Origin of the sequence: Paeniglutamicibacter sp. Y32M11 (genome assembly GCF_019285735.1) — a bacterium.
In the GTDB taxonomy this organism is placed as follows: domain Bacteria; phylum Actinomycetota; class Actinomycetes; order Actinomycetales; family Micrococcaceae; genus Paeniglutamicibacter.
Genome location: NZ_CP079107.1, coordinates 3,840,226 through 3,859,273, shown reverse-complemented (window position 1 = coordinate 3,859,273; position 19,048 = coordinate 3,840,226). Strand labels below are relative to the sequence as shown.

At 62.5% G+C, this 19,048-nt stretch carries 16 protein-coding genes and 2 pseudogenes; 7 read left to right on the top strand and 11 right to left on the bottom strand.

The genetic code is table 11. From position 1 onward, the window contains the following. Positions 1 to 105 precede the first annotated feature (105 nt). The 4 genes from KUF55_RS17125 to KUF55_RS17110 all read left to right on the top strand — a co-directional run bounded on the left by KUF55_RS17125 (position 106) and on the right by KUF55_RS17110 (position 3,628). Positions 106 to 1,314: a thiolase family protein gene (locus KUF55_RS17125; RefSeq protein WP_218817423.1), complete on the top strand. Its 1,209-nt coding sequence runs from the start codon at positions 106 to 108 to the stop codon at positions 1,312 to 1,314. Between the two features lie 62 nt (positions 1,315 to 1,376). Continuing rightward, a complete protein-coding gene (locus tag KUF55_RS17120; RefSeq protein WP_132360446.1) occupies positions 1,377 to 2,048 on the top strand; it encodes a 3-oxoacid CoA-transferase subunit A in 672 nt (223 codons plus the stop codon). Further along, a complete protein-coding gene (locus KUF55_RS17115) occupies positions 2,048 to 2,707 on the top strand; it encodes a 3-oxoacid CoA-transferase subunit B (protein ID WP_132360445.1) in 660 nt (219 codons plus the stop codon). Before KUF55_RS17120 ends, KUF55_RS17115 begins: the two co-directional genes overlap by 1 nt. A 123-nt stretch (positions 2,708 to 2,830) precedes the next feature. Next, on the top strand, positions 2,831 to 3,628 hold the full coding sequence (locus tag KUF55_RS17110) for an IclR family transcriptional regulator C-terminal domain-containing protein (protein ID WP_218817422.1): 798 nt from the start codon (positions 2,831 to 2,833) through the stop codon (positions 3,626 to 3,628). Here the strand turns inward: KUF55_RS17110 and KUF55_RS17105 are convergent. Beyond that, on the bottom strand, positions 3,625 to 4,806 hold the full coding sequence (locus tag KUF55_RS17105; RefSeq protein ID WP_218817421.1) for an FAD-dependent oxidoreductase: 1,182 nt from the start codon (positions 4,804 to 4,806) through the stop codon (positions 3,625 to 3,627). The two genes, KUF55_RS17110 and KUF55_RS17105, sit on opposite strands and share 4 nt — an antisense overlap. A 280-nt stretch (positions 4,807 to 5,086) precedes the next feature. Between KUF55_RS17105 and KUF55_RS17100 the strand changes: the two genes are divergently transcribed. Then, on the top strand, positions 5,087 to 6,295 hold the full coding sequence (locus tag KUF55_RS17100; protein WP_218817420.1) for a glycerophosphodiester phosphodiesterase family protein: 1,209 nt from the start codon (positions 5,087 to 5,089) through the stop codon (positions 6,293 to 6,295). Positions 6,296 to 6,377: 82 nt separating this feature from the next. Here the strand turns inward: KUF55_RS17100 and KUF55_RS17095 are convergent, their stop codons facing one another. Together KUF55_RS17095 and KUF55_RS17090 are read right to left on the bottom strand one after the other, a co-directional pair. Then, a complete protein-coding gene (locus KUF55_RS17095; protein ID WP_218817419.1) occupies positions 6,378 to 6,770 on the bottom strand; it encodes a VOC family protein in 393 nt (130 codons plus the stop codon). Positions 6,771 to 6,799: 29 nt separating this feature from the next. Then, entirely contained in the window at positions 6,800 to 8,155 is a 1,356-nt protein-coding gene (locus tag KUF55_RS17090) for a D-serine ammonia-lyase (RefSeq protein WP_218817418.1), read from the bottom strand. A 223-nt stretch (positions 8,156 to 8,378) separates the two neighbouring features. On the opposite strand from KUF55_RS17090, the gene KUF55_RS17085 reads away from it, so the two are divergent. Next, positions 8,379 to 9,425 carry an NAD(P)-dependent alcohol dehydrogenase gene (locus KUF55_RS17085; RefSeq protein ID WP_132360435.1) on the top strand — a complete coding sequence of 349 codons (1,047 nt, stop codon included), beginning with the start codon at positions 8,379 to 8,381 and terminating at the stop codon, positions 9,423 to 9,425. 48 nt (positions 9,426 to 9,473) lie between these two features. On the opposite strand, the gene KUF55_RS17080 is transcribed toward KUF55_RS17085, so the two are convergent. The 5 genes and pseudogenes from KUF55_RS17080 to KUF55_RS17060 form a co-directional block, all read right to left on the bottom strand. Further along, entirely contained in the window at positions 9,474 to 10,292 is an 819-nt protein-coding gene (locus tag KUF55_RS17080) for a CoA ester lyase (protein ID WP_304623558.1), read from the bottom strand. Next, a pseudogene (locus KUF55_RS17075) lies at positions 10,292 to 12,326 on the bottom strand (biotin carboxylase N-terminal domain-containing protein). The gene KUF55_RS17080 and the pseudogene KUF55_RS17075 overlap by 1 nt, the downstream one beginning before the upstream one ends. Positions 12,327 to 12,332: 6 nt before the next feature. After that, the gene (locus KUF55_RS17070; RefSeq protein ID WP_218817416.1) at positions 12,333 to 13,943 is read right to left on the bottom strand and encodes a carboxyl transferase domain-containing protein; all 1,611 of its coding nucleotides are present in this window, start codon (positions 13,941 to 13,943) and stop codon (positions 12,333 to 12,335) included. Between the two features lie 52 nt (positions 13,944 to 13,995). Beyond that, positions 13,996 to 14,634, bottom strand: a complete 639-nt coding sequence (locus KUF55_RS17065) for a TetR/AcrR family transcriptional regulator (RefSeq protein WP_132360428.1) — start codon at positions 14,632 to 14,634, stop codon at positions 13,996 to 13,998. Between the two features lie 123 nt (positions 14,635 to 14,757). Beyond that, the gene (locus tag KUF55_RS17060) at positions 14,758 to 15,858 is read right to left on the bottom strand and encodes a hypothetical protein (RefSeq protein WP_218817415.1); all 1,101 of its coding nucleotides are present in this window, start codon (positions 15,856 to 15,858) and stop codon (positions 14,758 to 14,760) included. Between the two features lie 78 nt (positions 15,859 to 15,936). Here KUF55_RS17060 and KUF55_RS17055 point away from each other — a divergent pair, with 78 nt between their 5' ends. Then, positions 15,937 to 16,368, top strand: coding sequence for a MarR family winged helix-turn-helix transcriptional regulator (locus KUF55_RS17055; RefSeq protein ID WP_218817414.1), 432 nt, complete (start codon positions 15,937 to 15,939; stop codon positions 16,366 to 16,368). Between the two features lie 132 nt (positions 16,369 to 16,500). Here KUF55_RS17055 and KUF55_RS17050 read toward each other — a convergent pair whose 3' ends face one another. The 3 genes and pseudogenes from KUF55_RS17050 to KUF55_RS17040 form a co-directional block, all read right to left on the bottom strand. Next, positions 16,501 to 17,670, bottom strand: coding sequence for an acetyl-CoA C-acyltransferase (locus KUF55_RS17050; protein ID WP_218817413.1), 1,170 nt, complete (start codon positions 17,668 to 17,670; stop codon positions 16,501 to 16,503). Further along, positions 17,667 to 18,298, bottom strand: a pseudogene (locus KUF55_RS17045) (3-oxoacid CoA-transferase subunit B). Before KUF55_RS17045 ends, KUF55_RS17050 begins: the two are co-directional and overlap by 4 nt. A 21-nt stretch (positions 18,299 to 18,319) precedes the next feature. Then, positions 18,320 to 19,024, bottom strand: coding sequence for a CoA transferase subunit A (locus tag KUF55_RS17040; protein WP_218817412.1), 705 nt, complete (start codon positions 19,022 to 19,024; stop codon positions 18,320 to 18,322). Positions 19,025 to 19,048 lie beyond the last annotated feature (24 nt).

Genomic DNA, 19,048 nt, shown 5'->3' with positions numbered 1-19,048 from the left:
CCTCGTTATTGCTCTTGATGGGTTGTGGCCTTGATGATAAAGTTCATTTAGTGAACAAGCGTTCGCGATGCGAACATATTGAACAGAAAGTCAGGGCCTCCCATCATGAAGCAGGCGTATCTCTACGACGCGATTCGTACTCCCTTCGGCAAAATCGGAGGGTCCCTTTCCTCCCACCGCCCCGATGATTTGGCGGCCCATGTGGTCCGCGAATTGGTGGCCCGCGCCCCGCAGCTCGATGTGAACACCATCGACGAATCAATCTTCGGCAACGCCAACGGTGCCGGTGAAGAGAACCGCAACGTCGCCCGCATGGCCACCCTGCTGGCAGGCCTGCCCACCTCGCTGCCCGGCACCACCATGAACCGCCTCTGTGGCTCCTCGCTGGATGCTGCGATCGCTGCTTCGCGTCAGATCAACACCGATGATGCGGATCTGGTCCTGGTTGGCGGCGTCGAATCCATGAGCCGCGCCCCGTGGGTGCTGCCCAAGACCGAGCGCCCCTTCCCGATGGCCAACCTGGAACTGGCCAACACCACCCTGGGCTGGCGTCTGGTGAACCCGGCCATGAACAAGGAATGGACCGTGTCCCTCGGTGAAGCCACCGAGCAGCTGCGCGAAAAGTACGAGGTCACCCGCGAAGACCAGGATGAATTCGCAGCACGCTCACACCAGCAAGCCGCAGCCGCCTGGGCCGCTGGCAAGTACGGCAACCTGGTTGTCTCCGTTCCGCCGGCCAACAAGCGCGGCACCGAGGTCACCATGGACGAGACTGTCCGTGCCGACTCCACCGCAGAAACTCTGGGCGCGCTGCGCACCGTTTTCCGCGATGCGGCCACCGGAACCGTCACCGCGGGTAACGCCTCGCCGATGTCCGACGGCGCATCTGCCGCCTTCATTGGCTCCGAGCGCGGCGGCGAGCTGCTGGGAGCGGCGCCGCTGGCCCGCATCGCAGGACGTGCGTCCTCCGCTCTTGACCCGCAGTTCTTCGGCTTCGCTCCGGTGGAAGCGGCCAACAAGGCACTGGCCAAGGCCGGGATTTCCTGGTCGGATGTCGCAGCGGTAGAACTCAACGAGGCGTTCGCTGCACAGTCGCTGGCCTGCGTGCGCGCCTGGGACATCGACGAGAACATCGTCAACGCCTGGGGCGGTGCACTGTCCATCGGTCACCCGCTGGGCGCCTCCGGCCTGCGCATCCTGGGCACCCTGGCTCGCCGCCTGCAAGAATCAAACCAGCGCTGGGGCGTTGCCGCGATCTGCATTGGTGTCGGACAGGGCCTGGCCGTCGTGCTGGAAAACCCCAACGCAGCCTAATGCCCTATAGGGGATGTGAACCCCTATCGCCCTGACCCCTTAGATTTAGGAGAGAACCACCGATGGCACCACGCATCGCCACCACGGCCGCAGAGGCCGTGGCCAACATCCACGATTCAGCCACCATCCTGATTGGCGGCTTCGGCAACGCCGGCCAGCCCATGGAGCTCATTGATGCGCTCATGGACTGCGGCGCCAAGGACCTCACGGTCATCAACAACAACGCCGGTCAGGCAGATGCCGGACTGGCCCTGTTGATCAAGGAACGTCGAGTCAAGAAGATCATCTGTTCCTTCCCGCGTCAGTCCGACTCCTGGCACTTTGATGAGGCCTACCGCGCCGGAGAAATCGAGCTGGAGCTTGTCCCACAGGGCAACCTGGCCGAGCGCATTCGCGCCGCGGGCGCCGGCATTGGTGGCTTCTTCACCCCCACCGGCTACGGCACACTGCTGGCCGAGGGCAAGGAAACCCGCGTCATCGATGGCAAGGGCTATGTGCTCGAAAGCCCGATCAGTGCCGACTTCGCCTTGGTCAAGGCGCTGCGCGCGGATACGCACGGCAACCTGATTTACCGCAAGACCGCCCGGAACTTCGGTCCGATCATGGCCGCCGCGGCCAAGTCGGCCATCGTGCAGGTAGATGACATTGTGGAAACCGGACAGCTTGATCCGGAGGTCGTGGTGACCCCCGGAATCTACGTCGACACCCTTGTGGCACTCGGAGGAAAAAACTAATGAGCACCTTCACCACTACCGACGCGGCACTGACCCGCGACGAAATGGCCAAGATCGTCGCCGCCGATATCCCGGCCGGCGCCTTCGTGAACCTGGGCATCGGACAGCCGACCAACGTGTCCAATTTCCTCACCTCGGAGCAGGGGGTCACCCTGCATACCGAGAACGGCATGCTGGGCATGGGCCCGGTCGCCACGGGGGATGATATTGATGAGGACCTCATCAACGCCGGGAAGATCCCGGTCACCGAGCTCCCCGGAGCCAGCTACTTCCACCACGCCGACTCGTTCGCGATGATGCGCGGTGGACACCTGGATGTCTGTGTACTCGGAGCCTTCCAGGTCTCCGAGGCCGGGGATCTGGCCAACTGGCACACCGGCGCTCCGGGCGCCATTCCGGCCGTGGGTGGGGCCATGGATCTGGCCATCGGCGCCAAGGCCACCTGGGTCATGATGGGCCTGTTCACCAAGACCGGTGAGTCAAAGCTGGTTGAGGCGCTGTCCTACCCGGTCACCGGGCTGGGCTGCGTCTCGCGGATCTACACCGAATCGGCGATCTTCGATCTGTCCGGCGGCACCGTGACCGTGCGCTCGACTCACGGCATCAGCTTCGAGGAGTTGGCGCAGCGCCTGCCGATTGATCTGGTCAAGGCGGCCTAGGCAGTAGATTGGTGGGGTGCGGTCCGCGGTTTGTGAATCCCGGAGCGCACCCCGTGGCTCGCGCACACAACGGCGCGGGCCATTTCATTTTTTGGAAATAGATCTCGGTAGGAGTCGGGCACGATGAATCAGGAAACCAGCACCCCGGCGGCGGGTGGATCCACCTCGGTCCAGTCACTGGCCCGCGGACTGGACGTCATCTGCGCCTTTGACGCCGAGCACCCCTCGATGACGCTCAGCGAGGTGGCCAAGCGCACCGACCTGTCCCGCGCCACCGCGCGGCGCTTCCTGCTGACCCTGCAGGAACTGGGTTACGTGCGCGGGGACGGGAAATTCTTCGAACTCACCTCCAAGGTCCTGCAGCTGGGCTACTCCTATCTCTCCAGCGCCACGCTGCCCCAGCTCATGGAACCGGTCCTGGAGGAGCTGTCCTCGCAGGTGCACGAATCGGCCTCCGCCTCGGTGCTTGAGGGCAGCGACATTCTCTACATCGCCCGCGTGCACACCCGCTCGATCATGCGCGTGGGCATTTCCGTGGGCACCCGTTTCCCGGCGGCCAATACCTCGATGGGCAGGGTGCTCTTGGCCTATCAGGCGCCCGGTGTTCTGGAGCAGCTGCTGGCCGCGGGTATTAGTGCCCCGACCGGTCACGGCATCGGGACCGTTGCGGAGCTGCGGGCGGAATTGGAGCGTGTACGTGCCCAGGGTTACGCAATCGTTGACCAGGAACTCGAGATCGGGCTGCGCTCGGTTGCCGTGCCGGTGTTTGCCTCCGATGGTTCGGTGGTCGCCGCCATGAACGTGTCCATGAGTGTGGGACCAGCGTCACCTCTGAGCGCTCAGGATGCGGCGCGCGATATTTTGCCAGCATTGCAAAAGGCCGCCGCGCAGGTGCAGGACGCGTTGGCCGCAAGCCGCTAAAACGTCAGCTTTTCTACCACCTGGCGTCGCTGGCTAAAGGTCGAGCTGGCGATCTTGCGGTGTGCGGAGAATTTGGTAGGTGCCTTGCCACTTCCGTCGGCGAGATCTGCCAAGATGTGTCCGATGACCGGCGTGAATTTAAAGCCGTGGCCGGAGAACCCGGCACCGATCACCAGTGGGCCGATCCGATCGAGGATGAAGTCCTCATCCTCGGTATTGGTATAGGTGCAGCTGACGGCCGTGAACGAATCGGCATCAACACCGGGAAGCCAGACGCGGGCGTAGTCCTGCAGCGCCTGAACTTGGCGTTGCTCGGCGGCAAAGGTCCGGTGATCCGGATGTGTCACTACGCCCGTTCCGTGCCAGCCAGCCTTGATGCCCTCACCCGGGGTGAGCATGCCGTAGACGGGGGAGTAGGCGTTTTCGAAACCCGGGGATCCGGGCACCAACGTGTGGTTAAAGCCGGGCCAGATCGCATCGGCATCACGCTGGGCGAAGTGCAGGGGCTGCTCCTGAGTCACGGTTAGCGTGGGAAGTGCCACCGAGGAACCGAGTAGGTGAGCGGTCCACGCGCCGGCGGTGATCACCACGCGACGAGCCTCAACCGTTTCTTCCCCGGATACCGATTCAAGGACCAGGCGCACCTTGTTGTCATCGAGGACCGTGAGCTCGCGAACCGTTACTCCGTGACGAATCTGGGCGCCGTGGGCGGTGGCGACCTGCTGGAAACTGGGCAGGGCTAGATCGGGGTTCAGCTGCCCGCCATCGGGTAGATGTAGCGCCGGACCGGTGAAGCGTAGGCCGCTCCAACGTTCGGCGGCCTCGGCGGCAGAAACTTCTTCGGCTCGAATTCCTGCGTTGTTCAGGGCCTTCAAGGTCAGGGTCTGGGTAGCCGGATCGCCGTGGTTAACGGTGCCGGTGCGGGCGATCTGTTCGGTACCGCTTTGGGCGCTGAGCTTGTCCCACAAGGTGAGGGATTCGCTGAGCATCCGGACATAAGTTGAATCCAGGTAACCGAGGTTAAGATTTCGCGTGGTTCCATGCGATGCGCCCAGGGTGTGGCCGGGTTCGAACTGCTCTAGGAGGGTCACATCACGGCCGCGTTGTGCCAGTTCCCACGCGGTGGCCGAGCCCATGGCTCCGCCGCCAACCACTACCGTGTCCAACTGTTCAACCATGCTCCGTGTCCTTCCCGACGACCTATTCCGATTTTAGGCCCGTCGGCTCGAAACACCGTGGTCATCGGTTACTTCACGAAACGTTGGTGCTCTGCGGGGCCATGCTCGAGTCTGAACAGCAGCTAAATGCGTTGAAAATTTCCAGCAATCGGACCACCAACCGTGCACAAGACTCTGTTGAAATCCAGAGCTTAACGTTCGGTTCATCTCGGGGTGGTCGGCCGGTTGCTCTCGGAAGGGAACGTGGAGGGGTACCGACCACCACAGCGAGGGATCCCCCATGAAGTTTCGAACCATCACGCTTGGAACCTTGAGCCTGTGCCTGCTCGCCGGCCTATCAACGCCAGCCATGGCAGCGCCGGTTGCCGTCAATCAGGAGCAGACAGCGATCTTGATCGGGCACCGCGGTGCCGCCGGCGTTGCCCCGGAGAACACCCTGTCCGCCGTCATGGCGGGAAGCCAGTCCGGCGCAGACTTTGTCGAGATCGACGTCCAGCTGAGCAGCGACGGCGTTCCATTTATTTTTCACGACGATACTCCCGCTCGCACCACCAACGTCGAGGATATTTTCCCCGAACGCGCGAATGACCCCATTACCTCGTTCAGCTGGGACGAACTGCAGCAGTTGGATGCCGGTTCGTACTTCTCCGAGGCTTTCACCGGACAACGGATCCCGCACTTTGACGCGGTTGCCGATTCTCTAACCGGGAATACCGGTGTTTTTATTGAGATCAAATCCCCGGCCAAGTCCCCGGGCGTGGAAAAAGTTGTTTCGGACGCACTGGTCCAGGACACGGAATGGAACGAGCTGTTGCGCGGCGGCAAGATTGAGGTCTTGGGCTTTGACGCAGAGTCGAATAAGCGCTTCGCCGCGCTAGCCCCGGAGGTTCCGCTGCAGCAACTGACCGGTTCGGTACCCAGCGCCGAGGTACTTTCCGACTACGCCAGCTACGCAGATTCCTTTGGTACGAGCTACCGGACGCTGACCGCAGAGGGCGCCGCACGGGTCAAGGCCGCGGGTCTCGGCCTGGGCGTTTACACCGTGAACTCCACCGAAGCGGCTGACGCATCACTAGAGCTGGGTGCAGAACGCCTCACCGGAGACTTCCCGCAGCAGCTCAACCGTCATTTGAAAGGGCAGAAAGTGTTCCCGTCAAACAATGGTGTGATCATCTCCAACGCCGTCAACGACGTACCCGGAAACGACCTTCAGCCGGAAACCGGCGAGCACGTCATCCTGAAAAACACCGGCAACCGCGCCATCGACGTCAGCGGTTATGTCCTGCGGGATGCGGCGAACAACGTCATGCACATTGGTGATGGCTTTAAGCTGACACCCGGTGCCGAACTGCGGGTCTACTCGGGTGCCGGAACCCCGAGCGCCGAGGCGTTCTACCTGGGTGGTTCGGTGGCAGTGCTGAACAACGGCGGCGATTCGCTGGCCCTGTGGAACAACGAGGGCAAGTTGGCAGATACCTTCGCCAACTGACTCCGGCAGCATTTCCTGCCGGCCCATGACGGCCGTGCCCACCCTTATTCGCTCTACGGGTGGGCACGGCCTTTTGTGCTGTTTACAGCTCACGCAGATCGCGTCGGATCGGGTGGTTCTCGGGAATCTGGACGAGAACGATCCGCGTCCCATCCGGATCGTGGATCCACCCTTCAATCAGGCCCCATGGTTCGGTGCGAGCCTCGCGGGTGTTCATCACGCCAAGATCGGCCAGACGGCTTAGCTCCGCCTGCACGTCACGGACCTGGATCCACAGCACCAGCGTCGAGGTGGTACCCGGTTCTCGAGTACCAGAAACCTCTAGTAATCCGTTGCCCAGGAAGAACACCACACCACGGTGCTCCCCGGAGCCGAATTCGCGTGAGACGGCCAGGCCCAGCACGTCGCGGTAGAAGCCCTGGGTTTCGGCCAGTCTCACGGGCCGCAATAACACCCTGCTTGAGAGAATCTCCATGCCGCCCAATCTACCGGTGGGAGCGATACCTAGCGCCAGATAATCTCGCTGACCATGGTCTGGCCCTCGGCCACATAGTCAGCCATCTCTGCGGCCGGCACCATCGAGCCGCCGGTTGACCAGATGATGTGCGTAGCGTTGGCCAGAGCCGCGTCATCGAGCCCGAAAGCTTCCCGGTACCCCGCATCCTCCAAGATGCGCCACGGTCCGGCGAACCCTGCAGCGGCGGAGGGCTCCACATCGATGTTTTCGGTATTGTGCAGCAGACCAACCAAGGCCTTCATCCGTTCATCGGTGATGGTTACATAGCCGTCGATCAGCTGCTGCAGGTGCTCGCCGACCAGCCGGGAGGGCCTGCCCACCGCCAGACCATCGGCGGCGGTGAGCCCGCTCAGCCCGATGTCTGCCACGGAGATTCCATCGTGCAACCCGGTGCGCACGCCGAGCGACATGCAGGGGGAGTTAACCGGCTCGGCAAAGACACAGTGCACGGCATCCCCAAAGGCGGCCTTGAGCCCGAACGTCACGCCGCCGGGTCCGCCACCCACACCGCAGGGTAGGTGCACGATCAGCGGGTGGTGCGCATTAACGGTGATGTCCAACGCGGTCAACTGTTCGGCCAAGCGCGAGCCGGCGACCGAATAGCCGGCGAACAGGCTCAGCGAGGCCTCGTCATCAACAAACCAAACGCTCGGGTCCGCCTCGGCGGTGCGGCGTCCGGCGGCCACCGCGTCGGAGAAGTTCCCCTCGTGCTCCACGACATTAACTCCGCGGGCGCGCAGTAGCTCCTTCTTCCAGGTGCGAGCATCCAGGGACATGTGCACGGTGGTGTTAAAGCCGAGTTCCGAGGCAACGATCCCGATGGACAGGCCGAGGTTGCCGGTGGAGCCCACGGCGATGCCATGGGCCGATAGCAGCTGGCGCACCTCGGGGGCATCCAGTACCCGGGCATCATCACCCGGAGCCATCAGACCGGCGGCGATGGCAAGTCGTTCGGCGACCTCGATTACCTCGTGGATGCCCCCGCGCGCCTTGATGGAACCACTGACCGGCAGGGAATCGTCGCGCTTGAGCCACAGCTTGCCGGGCAAGACGGCGCCAAATCGACGTCCCAGTTCCGCCTGCATCGTGGGGATGTTGACCAGCGGGGATTCGAGGATGCCGTTTGTGGCTCGGGTGTCGGGAAAATGCTGCGCGAACCAGGGGGCGAAACGGCCAAAGCGTGCCCGGGCGTCCTCGATGATTCCGGGGTTGATGCCCGAAGCGTCGATACCCGCCGCGGTGTCGGTCGGCTTGGCGGCGAACCACGCGGTTTCTTCGGCCCGGGCCAGTGCCGCGACGATGGGGTCGGTGAGGAGTTGCTGTAGGTCGAAGGCTTGGTTCATTGTCGCTGGATTCTCCATGATTGCGGGCGGTCTGCTCCCCAATGTAGGGCACCGGATTGTCGGCGGCGAATCGGCGCTTCTCGGACCCGGCCGGAAGGATGTTCGTAAGGCCCTTGAGTGACGGGCGGACGAACCGGTGGGAACGACCGTGGAATTCTTAAGTGACAGCCGATAGCCTGAGTCCCGTGAAGAGTTTGCCCATCCAGCAGGAAGAAGGCACAACATGCGCGCGATAGTTTTCGAGGAATGGAAGCAGTTTCCGGCTCTCAAGGAAGTCCAAAAGCCCGAGCCAGGTCCCGGAGAAGTCCTGCTCAAGGTCGCAGGTGCCGGGGCATGCCATTCGGACGTGAGCATTTTCCAGGATTTCACGGCAGAGATTCCGGGCAACATGAAAGCGGGATTCACGCTCGGGCATGAAAACTCCGGGTGGGTGGAGTCAGTCGGCGAGGGTGTCAGCGGTATCAACATTGGCGACGCCTATTTGGTTTATGGACCCGTGGGCTGTGGCAGGTGCAAGGCATGTTCGCGCGGCCAAGACACGTACTGTGAAAACGCCGCGACCAATCCATATGCCGGGATCGGGCTGGGACGTGATGGCGGTATGGCCGAGTATGTCACCGTGCCTGCTCGCAACCTGATCCCGCTGGGCGATGCCGATCCGGTTGCCGCCGCACCGCTCGCGGACGCGGCTCTGACCCCCTACCACGCGATCAAGGGGGCACTGCCGCACCTGAACGCGGGCGGAAGATTTGCGTTGGTCGTGGGTCTGGGAGGACTGGGCCAGATCGCCGTGCAGATACTCAAAGCGCTCACCGGTGCCACCATCATCGCCACGGACACGAAGCCCGAGGCCATGGCCAAGGCCGAGGAGGCCGGAGCAATGACCGTTCCTTCCGGACCCGAACAAGTCCAGAAGATCCGAGAGATCACCGGCGGTCGCGGGGTCGACGCGGCGTTCGATTTCGTGGGTGTCACGCCCACCTTGGCGACCGCCACGGCTTCAATGGCGCAAGGTGGCAAGCTCGTTGTTGTCGGGATCGCCGGTGGCGTGCATGAGTGGAGTTTTTTCACCACTCCGTATGAGTCGGTCATTACCAACACCTACTGGGGAACCATTGAGGAGCTCCACGAGGTTGTCGATATGTATCGGGCGGGGCAGATCACTCCGGAAATCGAGACCTACTCGTTGGAGGACGGGCTGGAGGCGTACAGGAAAATGGTGGCTGGCAAGCTGAATGCCCGGGCGGTCATCGTCCCGCACCAGAATTAACGAATCGATGCCCCGTCGCTGACTGCGGAAGCTGCGACGGGGCATCCGTCATGGGGTCGTCGTTGATGCATGCCGCGCCAACGTGGCCCGGGCATGGCGCAACAGCGGCTCATCCACCATCTGCCCCTCAAACGTGAACACTCCGGCTGCATCCTTCGCCGCGGCAAGAATACGTGTGGCGCGCTCGACCTGCTCGGCCGAGGGCAAGAACGCCTGGCGGATCACGGGCATCTGGCCCGGGTGGATTGACGCTTTGGCCCCGAACCCGGAGGCCTGGGCGTCGATGGATTCGGCCAGCAGCCCTTCGTGGTCGGCAATGTTGATGTACACCGAATCAATGGCGAGCTTCCCGAAGGCACCGGCGGCCAGCAGTACCTGGGAGCGGGCGTGCAGCGCTACATCGCGGTAACCGCCCGAATCGTGGCGCGAAGAGGAACCGCCTAAAGAAGCGACCAGGTCCTCTGCGCCCCACATCAGCGCCACAACGTTGGGTGCTGCGGCAAGCTGCGGGGCATTAATGACACCCAGCGCCGTCTCGCACAACGCCACAACGTTGAAATCGCTGACCGCGGCCAAATCGTCAAGGGTCTCGGTCTTGGCCAGCATGATGGTGCGGTACGCGGTCTGCCGGACCGCTGCGAGATCCGCGGCGAAATCTTCGGTGCCCGCCGGATTGACCCGCACGATGGTGCGTTGTGGATCCAGTGGGTTCGCCAGTAGTGCCTGCCGCGCTGTTTCCTTGTCGCCCGCGGCCACCGCGTCTTCGAGATCGATGATCACGGCGTCGGCGCGTTGAAGCGCCTTGGCGTAGCGGTCGGGCCGGTCGGCAGGGCAAAAGAGGATGGCGGGTCCCATGCTGAAGCTCATCATGATGCCTCTGCTTCCGCGGTGTAGTCGAGGGTGGCGACGACCTGGTTGGCCTTAACCAAGTCACCCACGCGCAATCGCCCGATGCTCACGGTACCCGCGCCGGGGGAGACCATGGGGTGCTCCATCTTCATGGCCTCGATCGTCACCAAGATTTCTCCGGCCCGAACCAACTGCCCATCGCTGACGCCCACCGCGATCACCGTGCCGGGCATCGGGGAACGGACCTCCGGGGCGCTTCTCCGGGAGTCAGTGTGCGGTTAGCCAGTTCCCGGTGCAACAGCTCCCGCTGATCCAGGCTGCGCACTGCTCCGGCCCAGCCGTCGCGGCCGATCCAGAGGGTTGCATCATCACCAAATGCCGTGATCTGCTGCTCCTGCACTCCATTAATTGCGAAGTTGCCCCCGGGTAGCTGGGTCACCTCGAAGTCCTGGCCTTCCAGCGTGAAGCGTCGTCCGCCGGCGGTGGGCACCGAGGTCAGGGTCCAAAGCCTGCCCTCAACTTCGAGGGTGGTGGTCATGGCGGTGCGTGCTCCCAGCCGCCAGGAGTCACGGGCCCGCCAGGTTCCGCCACTCCCGGGAGACCGAGCGATAAACATGGCAGCGGCCAGCACCAGTTCGGTATGGGTGATGCTCCTAAAGATCATGCCCGGCATCTTGCGTTCGATCAGGGTGGTATCCAAATTTCCGGCGCGGACATCTGAATCGCCGAGTAACAGCCGCAGGTATTCGATGTTGCTCAGCACGCCCAGGATTTCGGTGTGTGCCAGCGCCCGATCAAGACGCGCCAAGGCACTGTTCCGATCATCGCCCCAGGCGATGACCTTCGCCAACATCGGGTCGTAGTGGGGGAGATTTCCCAGCCTTCGACCAGCGATGAGTCCACACGCACGTGTTCACCGCCGGGTTCGAGAACGCGCAGCAGGCGTCCGGTGGAGGGCATGAAGTCGTGGGCCGGGTCCTCGGCGTACACACGGGCCTCGATGGCGTGACCGTGCAGGGAGACCTGATCCTGGGTGAAGCCCAGGGGTTCGCCGGCGGCAATGCGCACCTGCGCCGCCACCAGATCCAGGCGCTCGCCGGCAACCCGCACCACTTCCTCGGTGACCGGATGCTCCACCTGCAGGCGGGTATTCATTTCCATGAAGAAGAATTCGCCCGGGGCCTCGTCGGAGACCAAGAATTCCACGGTTCCGGCTCCCACATAGTTCACCGACGCGGCCGCGGCTACGGCAGCTGCGCCCAACTGGGCACGGATGGAAGAACCGTCCTTGAGGTTTTCCAGCAGGGGAGCCGGTGCCTCCTCGATGACCTTTTGATGCCTGCGTTGCAGCGAGCACTCACGTTCACCCAGATGTACGGTATTGCCGTGGGTGTCGGCCAAGATCTGCACCTCGATGTGCCGCGGGCTGCGCACCAGACGCTCGAGGAACAGCGTGTCATCACCAAAGGAACTCAACGCGGTACGCCTGGCGCTGAGTAGGGCAGCGGGGAGTTTCTCGGGCGAATCAACGGCCACCATGCCCTTGCCGCCGCCACCGGCCGATGGCTTGATCAGCACCGGGAACCCGATCGACTCGGCCGCGTCGATGAGTTCCTCGTCGCTGAGCTCGGGCTCGGCGATGCCGGGTGTCACCGGGACATCGTGGGCGGCCACGTGGTTCTTGGAGCGAATCTTGTCACCCATCAGCAGCAGGGCATCAATATTCGGTCCGATGAAGGTGATTCCCGCGTCCTTAAGCGCTCGAGCAAAGGCGATGTTTTCGGAGAGGAACCCGTACCCCGGATGCACCGCCTGGGCGCCGGATTGTCGGCACGCCTCGAGCACGTTGGTGATGTTCAGATAGCTATCGGAAGCCGCCGCCGTGCCGATCCGGATCGCCTGATCGGCCTCGCGCACGTGCTTGGCCCCCGCATCAGCATCGGAGTACACGGCCACGGATTTGATGCCCATGGCGCGCAGCGTACGAATGATTCGCACCGCGATTTCCCCGCGGTTAGCCACCAGCACGGTGGTAAAGAGTGTGGTTTTCACTGTGCCTCACATCCTGAACAGACCGAAGGAGGTTTCCTTCAGGGGTTGTCTTGCGCAGACATCCAGAGTCAGGCCCAGGACCCTGCGCGTGTCGAGGGGATCGATGACGCCGTCGTCCCAGAGCCGCGCCGTGGAGTAATACGGATTGCCCTGGTGCTCATACTGGGCCTTGAGCGGCTCCTTGAAGGTGGCTTCTTCTTCGGCGCTCCACGTGGAACCCGCCGCCTCGAGGGCATCACGCTTGACGGTGGCTAGGACGGAGGATGCCTGGGCCCCGCCCATGACCGAGATCCGGGCCGCCGGCCACATCCATAAGAAACGCGGGGAGTAGGCCCGCCCGCACATAGAGTAGTTGCCCGCACCGAAGGACCCGCCGATGATCACGGTGAGCTTGGGAACCCGTGCCGTGGCAACAGCGGTGACCATCTTGGCGCCATGTTTGGCGATGCCGCCGGCCTCATAATCTCGGCCGACCATGAAACCCGCGAGGTTCTGCAGGAAGATCAGCGGTACGCCGCGTTGATCGCAGAGCTCAATGAAGTGGGCTCCCTTGAGTGCGGATTCGGAGAAGAGGACCCCGTTATTGGCCACGATGCCGACCTTGTGACCGTGGATGCGGGCGAAACCCGTGACCAAGGTCGTGCCGTAGTTGGCCTTAAATTCGTGGAACTCGCTGCCGTCAACGATCCGCGCGATGACCTCATGCACGTCGTAGGATGCGTTCACATCGGTGGGAACAACACCGTACAGTTCGCTGGGATCCAGAAGCGGCGCCGGGTTATCGGTCAGGACGTCCCACACCGGTTGCGGGGTGGAGGGCAGGGTATCGATGATGTCGCGGAGAATCGAGATGGCGTGGGCATCGTTTTCGGCCAGATGGTCAACCACCCCGGAGGTCTTGGCATGAAGATCGCCGCCGCCGAGTTCTTCGGCGCTGACAATTTCGCCGATGGCCGCCTTCACCAGTGGGGGTCCGCCCAAAAAGATGGTGCCCTGGTTGCGGACGATCACCGTCTCATCGCTCATCGCCGGAACGTAGGCACCTCCTGCGGTGCAGGAGCCCAGGACCGCGGCAAGTTGCGGAATCTTGGCGGCTGACAGGTTGGCCTGGTTGTAGAAGATCCTCCCGAAGTGATCGCGGTCCGGGAAGACCTCGTCCTGCATGGGCAAAAAAGCGCCGCCCGAGTCAACGAGGTATACGCAGGGCAGGCCGTTCTCGAGCGCAATTTCCTGGGCTCGCAGGTGCTTTTTTACGGTCATCGGGAAGTAGGTCCCGCCCTTGACCGTTGCATCATTGCAGACGACCATCACAAAACGATCGTGGACCAGACCGATACCGGTGATGAGCCCGGCGCCCGGGCATTCCCCGTCATACATACCCTCCGCCGCCAGTGGCGCGATTTCTAGAAACGGTGAACCCTCGTCCAGGAGTGCTTCGACGCGATCACGCGGCAGAAGCTTTCCTCGATCCACGTGCCGTTGTCGGGTTTTCTCCGATCCGCCGCGGGCTGCGGTGGCCAGACGGTTCTTGAGCTCGGCGACCAGCAGGTTTTGCTCGGCTGCATTTTTCAAGTAACCGGGGCTGGTGATGTCGAGCGTGCTGTCTAGCGCTTCCATGGATCCTCTTTCGAAGCAAAACGGGGGAGGGAATGTCCTGTCAATCGGTGGATTAGGTACTAACTCCCGGCGGCTCGCTGCCCAGCAGCACCGGTGGATCTATGAAGTCCACTCCCATCAGGGTGGATGGGTCGGCGGAGAGGATCTTGCAGGCCATGTCCACAAAGTTGTGCTGGACCTCGGAGAGCGTGAGTCGGCCATCGGGCCTATACCAATGGGCAACGCCGGTCCCCATTTCCATCAGCGCAAGACGGGCCATGGTGGAGTCAATGGAGGAAAAATCGCCGACGCGGATTCCGCGTTCAACAACCTGGGCGAAGAGGGCTTCGTAGTCATCGCGAAGCTGTTGCATTGCCGATTGATTTTCGAGTGCCAGTGCGCGCATTTCGTATTCGGCAACGCGGGCGGTCAGTGGGTTGGAGGCAGTAAAACCAACATGGGATGAGACCAACGCCGCCAATTGGATGGTCGGTTCGGAGCTGCTGCGCAGCGCGGCCGAGCCCGAAGTGATCATTGATTCTAGGCAACCGCGCATGATCGCCACCAACAGCTGTTCCTTGCTGCCGGTGTAGTGATAGATCGTGGCGGAGTTGATGCCGGCCGCTGCCCCCAGCTCCCGGATGCCGGTTGCGGCAAACCCCTGGCGGGCAAAGAGCAGCACGGCGGCCTGCTGGACCTTGACGATGTTCACCCGGGACTCCAATGTCTACTGAAGGTATCCGAGCCAATCAATCGATTGATTCGGATACTCCAGCAAACACCGTGACGCCGGTCACTGTCAATCGTTTGATTGGAAATTATGCGGCCATCGCGATTAGGCGGCGATGGTCTGCTCTACCTCGGAAATCTTGGCATCCTCGTCGGCCAGGCGGGTCTTGCGATCACTCCACGCGTGAGTGAGGATCATCAGTGCGATACCGGCGATGAGCCATAGTGCCAATTTCAGGATATCGAGGCCGATTCCCTCACTCGGGAAATAGGTCAGTGTTTGGACTGCGTGAAGCCACGCTGCGCCGTTCCAGAAGGCGTTGAGCGCCGCAAACAGGCCCGGCTGCACTTCTGGCATGAAGATGCCGCCCGAGCTGGTGAAGTTCAGTGCAACAAAGCAGAGCGTCAAGGTGGCCGTTGTCCAATGGCGCAAGATGGGGTGCAATCCCATGCCGATCGTTGTGATGGCGGTGGTATATAGCCAGGAGATGAGCCAGATGTCAGCAAGGCTGTGGGTGAGGACCCCGTAGATGGGGCCGCTAATCACCAGTGCGATGGTTGAAACGACCGCGCCGGATGCGGCAGCCATGACAAAGCGCGTGGGCAGTTTGACCTTGCCCATGAATCCGGAAAGCGGAACGGATCCCGCGTAGCCACCAATGCTCAAGGCCACCAGAAGGAAGAAGATGCCCTGCCCGGTGTTGTCGTGTTCACCGGTGGGAACAACGTCTTCGACCTGGAAAGGCAGGTGTTGGGCATAGGCGATGGGCATGAAGATCTTTTGCGTGATGCCCGCGTTTGTCTCCGACGCGGCACTTGAGATAAACAGTGTCGCCGAGGATTTCTCCATGCTGAAGGCGGCGGCCACCTCACGGTCGGCTACCAATGCGCGAGCGGCGTCCGGCGTGGCAATCGTGCGCACGGACAGGGAATCACCAGCCTCATCCTTGAGGGATTGTGCGAACACCTTTGTCGCGGCCGTATCTCCAACGATGGCGACCTCCAGATTGTGCGGTGCCGGCTGATGGAAGGCCCCCAAGTAGGCCAGGCCCATGACCGTCACCAGAAAAAACGGAATCAGCATGGTGAGGCACAACTTGCCCCAGCCGAGGCGAGGCTTCTGTTGGAGCGAGGATTTCTTGTGCGCGGATTTGGAGGGGCCCGAAGCTGGTGGGGCGATACTGGGTTTGGTGTTGGTGGAAGTCATTAACTTCCATCGTACGCTTAGTGTTGCATTATGCAACATTAAAAGTTGTTTTATGCAACACGGACTACAATCGACGCCATGGGAACAGACCAACGTGACGCGGACATTCAAGCGGTCTACAACCACATGCAGGTGATCACGCGACGTGCGAATGCGCGATCGCGTCACCTCGCCGAGCCGCTGACCTTCGTGGAGCATTCGTTGCTGCGTTTCATCGCAGATACCCCGGGGGTACGCGCCATCGACATCGCCGAAGCGTTCTCGCTAAACCGATCAACGGTGTCGCGGCAGGTGGCTACGCTGATCGAACTGGGGTTGGCCAACTACGACGAGACCGATGCGGGACGCGGTCGCGTGCTGGTCCTGACCGACCACGGACACCAGCAGCTGGCGACGTCGGCGCAGGTGCACCGCGAAGTTGTTACCGACCGGCTTGCTGGCTGGAGCGATCAGGAGATCGCCTCATTTGCCGAAGCCTTGATCCGCTACAACGACGCCGACTCCAAATAGGTCGTTCCGGCCCCTCGGGGAGCTGACCTCTTCCCAAGAGGCAGTTGCGACCAGAGGGCGCATCGCCATGTTCTAGACATCGACGACACGCCCTCGGAGCAGTGAATAGGCGGCCACGCCGCCTATCGGGAACTAGATGGCACGCAGCACCACGGCGCTACCCTGGCCGCCGCCGCCGCAGATGCCCGTGGCACCAACGGAGCCGGAACCCAGCTCGGCCAACTGGCGAGCGAGAGTACCAATGATGCGGGCACCCGAGGCGCCGATCGGGTGCCCCAGCGCAATGGCGCCGCCCTTGGGATTGACGATCTCCGGATCGATGCCCAGCTTGGCCACCGACTGAACACCAACGGCGGCGAATGCCTCGTTGATTTCCACGGCCTTCAGGTCAGCAGCGGAAACCCCGGTGCCCTCCAAGGCGGCAAGGATGGCATTGGCGGGTTGCTCGTGCAGCGAGACATCCGGGCCGGCAACCAGCGCGTGGGAGACAATTTCGGCGATCGGGGTCAAGCCCAGACGCTCGGCGGCAGCCTTACTGACCAAGACAATCGCCGCGGCGCCGTCGGTGATCTGTGAGGCGTTGCCCGCGGTGATGGTGCCGTCCTTACTGAAGGAAGGACGGAGCTTGGACAGCGACTCGGCCGTGGTGTCGGCCCGGATGCCGTCATCGGCGGAGACAACAACATCGCCGCGACGCGAAGAAATGGTGAAGGGTGCGATTTCCGCGGCGTGGAAGTCTGCCGCGGCGGCAGCCAAACGGTGCGAACGGGCAGAGAATTCATCCTGTGCCGCACGGGTGATGCCGTGGGTGGCATTGCCATCCTCGGTAGAAGAACCCATCGAGCGCTTTTCAAAGGCGTCGGTCAATCCGTCGTATTCCAGGGTGTCAATCAACTCAATGGCACCGTACTTGGTCCCAGCCCGGGCGCGCTGCACGTGCGGTGCCAGCGACATGGATTCCTGCCCGATGGCCACCACCACGTCCACCTCACCGGCGGAAATCATGCGTTCTCCGGCAACCACAGCCTCGGTGCCCGAGAGGCAGACGGCATTCAGCGTCATGGCCGGGACGTCATAGCCGATTCCGGCGCCGATCGCCGACTGGCGTGCGGGGTTCTGGCCGGCTCCGCCTTGGAGAACCTGACCAGCGAAGACCCGCTGAACCTCGGAGGCGTCAAGGCCGGCGCGTTCCATGGCTGCCGCTGCCGCGTGAGCACCAAGGGCAGTACCCGGAACCGTGGCGAAGGCGCCGTTGAAGCGGGCGAAGGGGGTGCGGGCGTACCCGACGATTAGTGCGCTCATGCTGCGTTTACTTCCTCAATCTCAATCGTGAATGGCGCGCCAGTGGCCTCGCGCAGGTCTTCCATGGTGACACCCGGTGCCACGGAGCGCAGCACCAAGGCCTTGTTGATGACGTCAAAGACCGCGCGGTCGGTGATGATCCTATCCACCACGCCGACTCCGGTCAGCGGCAGGTCGCAAGTTTCTACGATCTTGGGCGTGCCGTCCTTGGCCACGTGGTCGGTGATGACAATGACGCGCGGCGTTCCGGCCACCAGGTCCATGGCCCCGCCCATGCCCTTAACCAACTTGCCGGGGATGGTCCAGTTGGCAAGGTCGCCATTGGCCGCCACCTGCAAGGCGCCGAGAATCGCGGTGGCCACGTGTCCACCGCGGATCATCCCGAAGGAGGTGGCGGAATCGAAGTAGCTGCCACCGGGCAACAACGTCACCGTTTGTTTGCCGGCGTTAATCAAATCGGCGTCTTCTTCCCCTCGAAGGGGAAGGGCCCCATGCCCAGCAAGCCGTTTTCGCTCTGCAGGGTGACGTTCACACCCTGCGGCAAATTGTTCGCCACGAGAGTGGGGATGCCAATGCCGAGGTTCACGTATTGGCCGTCGGTGAGTTCGGAAGCGGCAATGGCTGCCATTTCATCGCGTGTCCACATGATTTATGCCTCCGCTCGGACGCGTACGGTCCGCTGTTCGATGTCTTTAACGCCATCCGTTGCTACAACCCGGTGTACAAAGATGCCTGGTGTGTCAACAAGCGCGGGATCTAGGTAATTCTCGTGGATCACCTCGGCCTCGGCGAAGGTGAGGCGGCCCGCGGTGGCGACCAGCGGGTTGAAGTTCCGCGCTGTCATCCGGTACCGCAAGTTTCCCTCCGGGTCGGCTTCAAAGGCCCGCACCAGAGAAATGTCGGCGACGATGCCGCGTTCTAAGATGGCGGGGCGTCCGTTGAACTCCATGACTTCTTTCCCCTCGGCCACCGGAGTTCCCACACCGGTGGGGGTGAAGAATGCGGGAATGCCCGCGCCTCCTGCTCGCAGCCGTTCGGCCAACGTGCCCTGCGGGACGAACTCCACTTCGAGCTCCTTGTTGAGGAACTGCTGGGCGAAGAGCTTGTTCTCACCCACATAGGATGCCAAGACCTTTGCTACCTGTTTGTTTTCCAGCAGGACTCCGAGCCCCTTGCCGTCGACGCCCATGTTGTTGGAAACGATGGTTAAACCGGTCGCACCGGAATCGCGCAGGGCCGTGATCAGGCGATTGGGAATGCCACTGAGGCCGAAGCCGCCCACGGCGATGATCATGCCATCGCGCACGCTTTCGGCCAACGCCGCGGCGGCGTCGGCTATAACTTTCGTTGCCATGATGCTCCTTTGTGCGTCCACGAT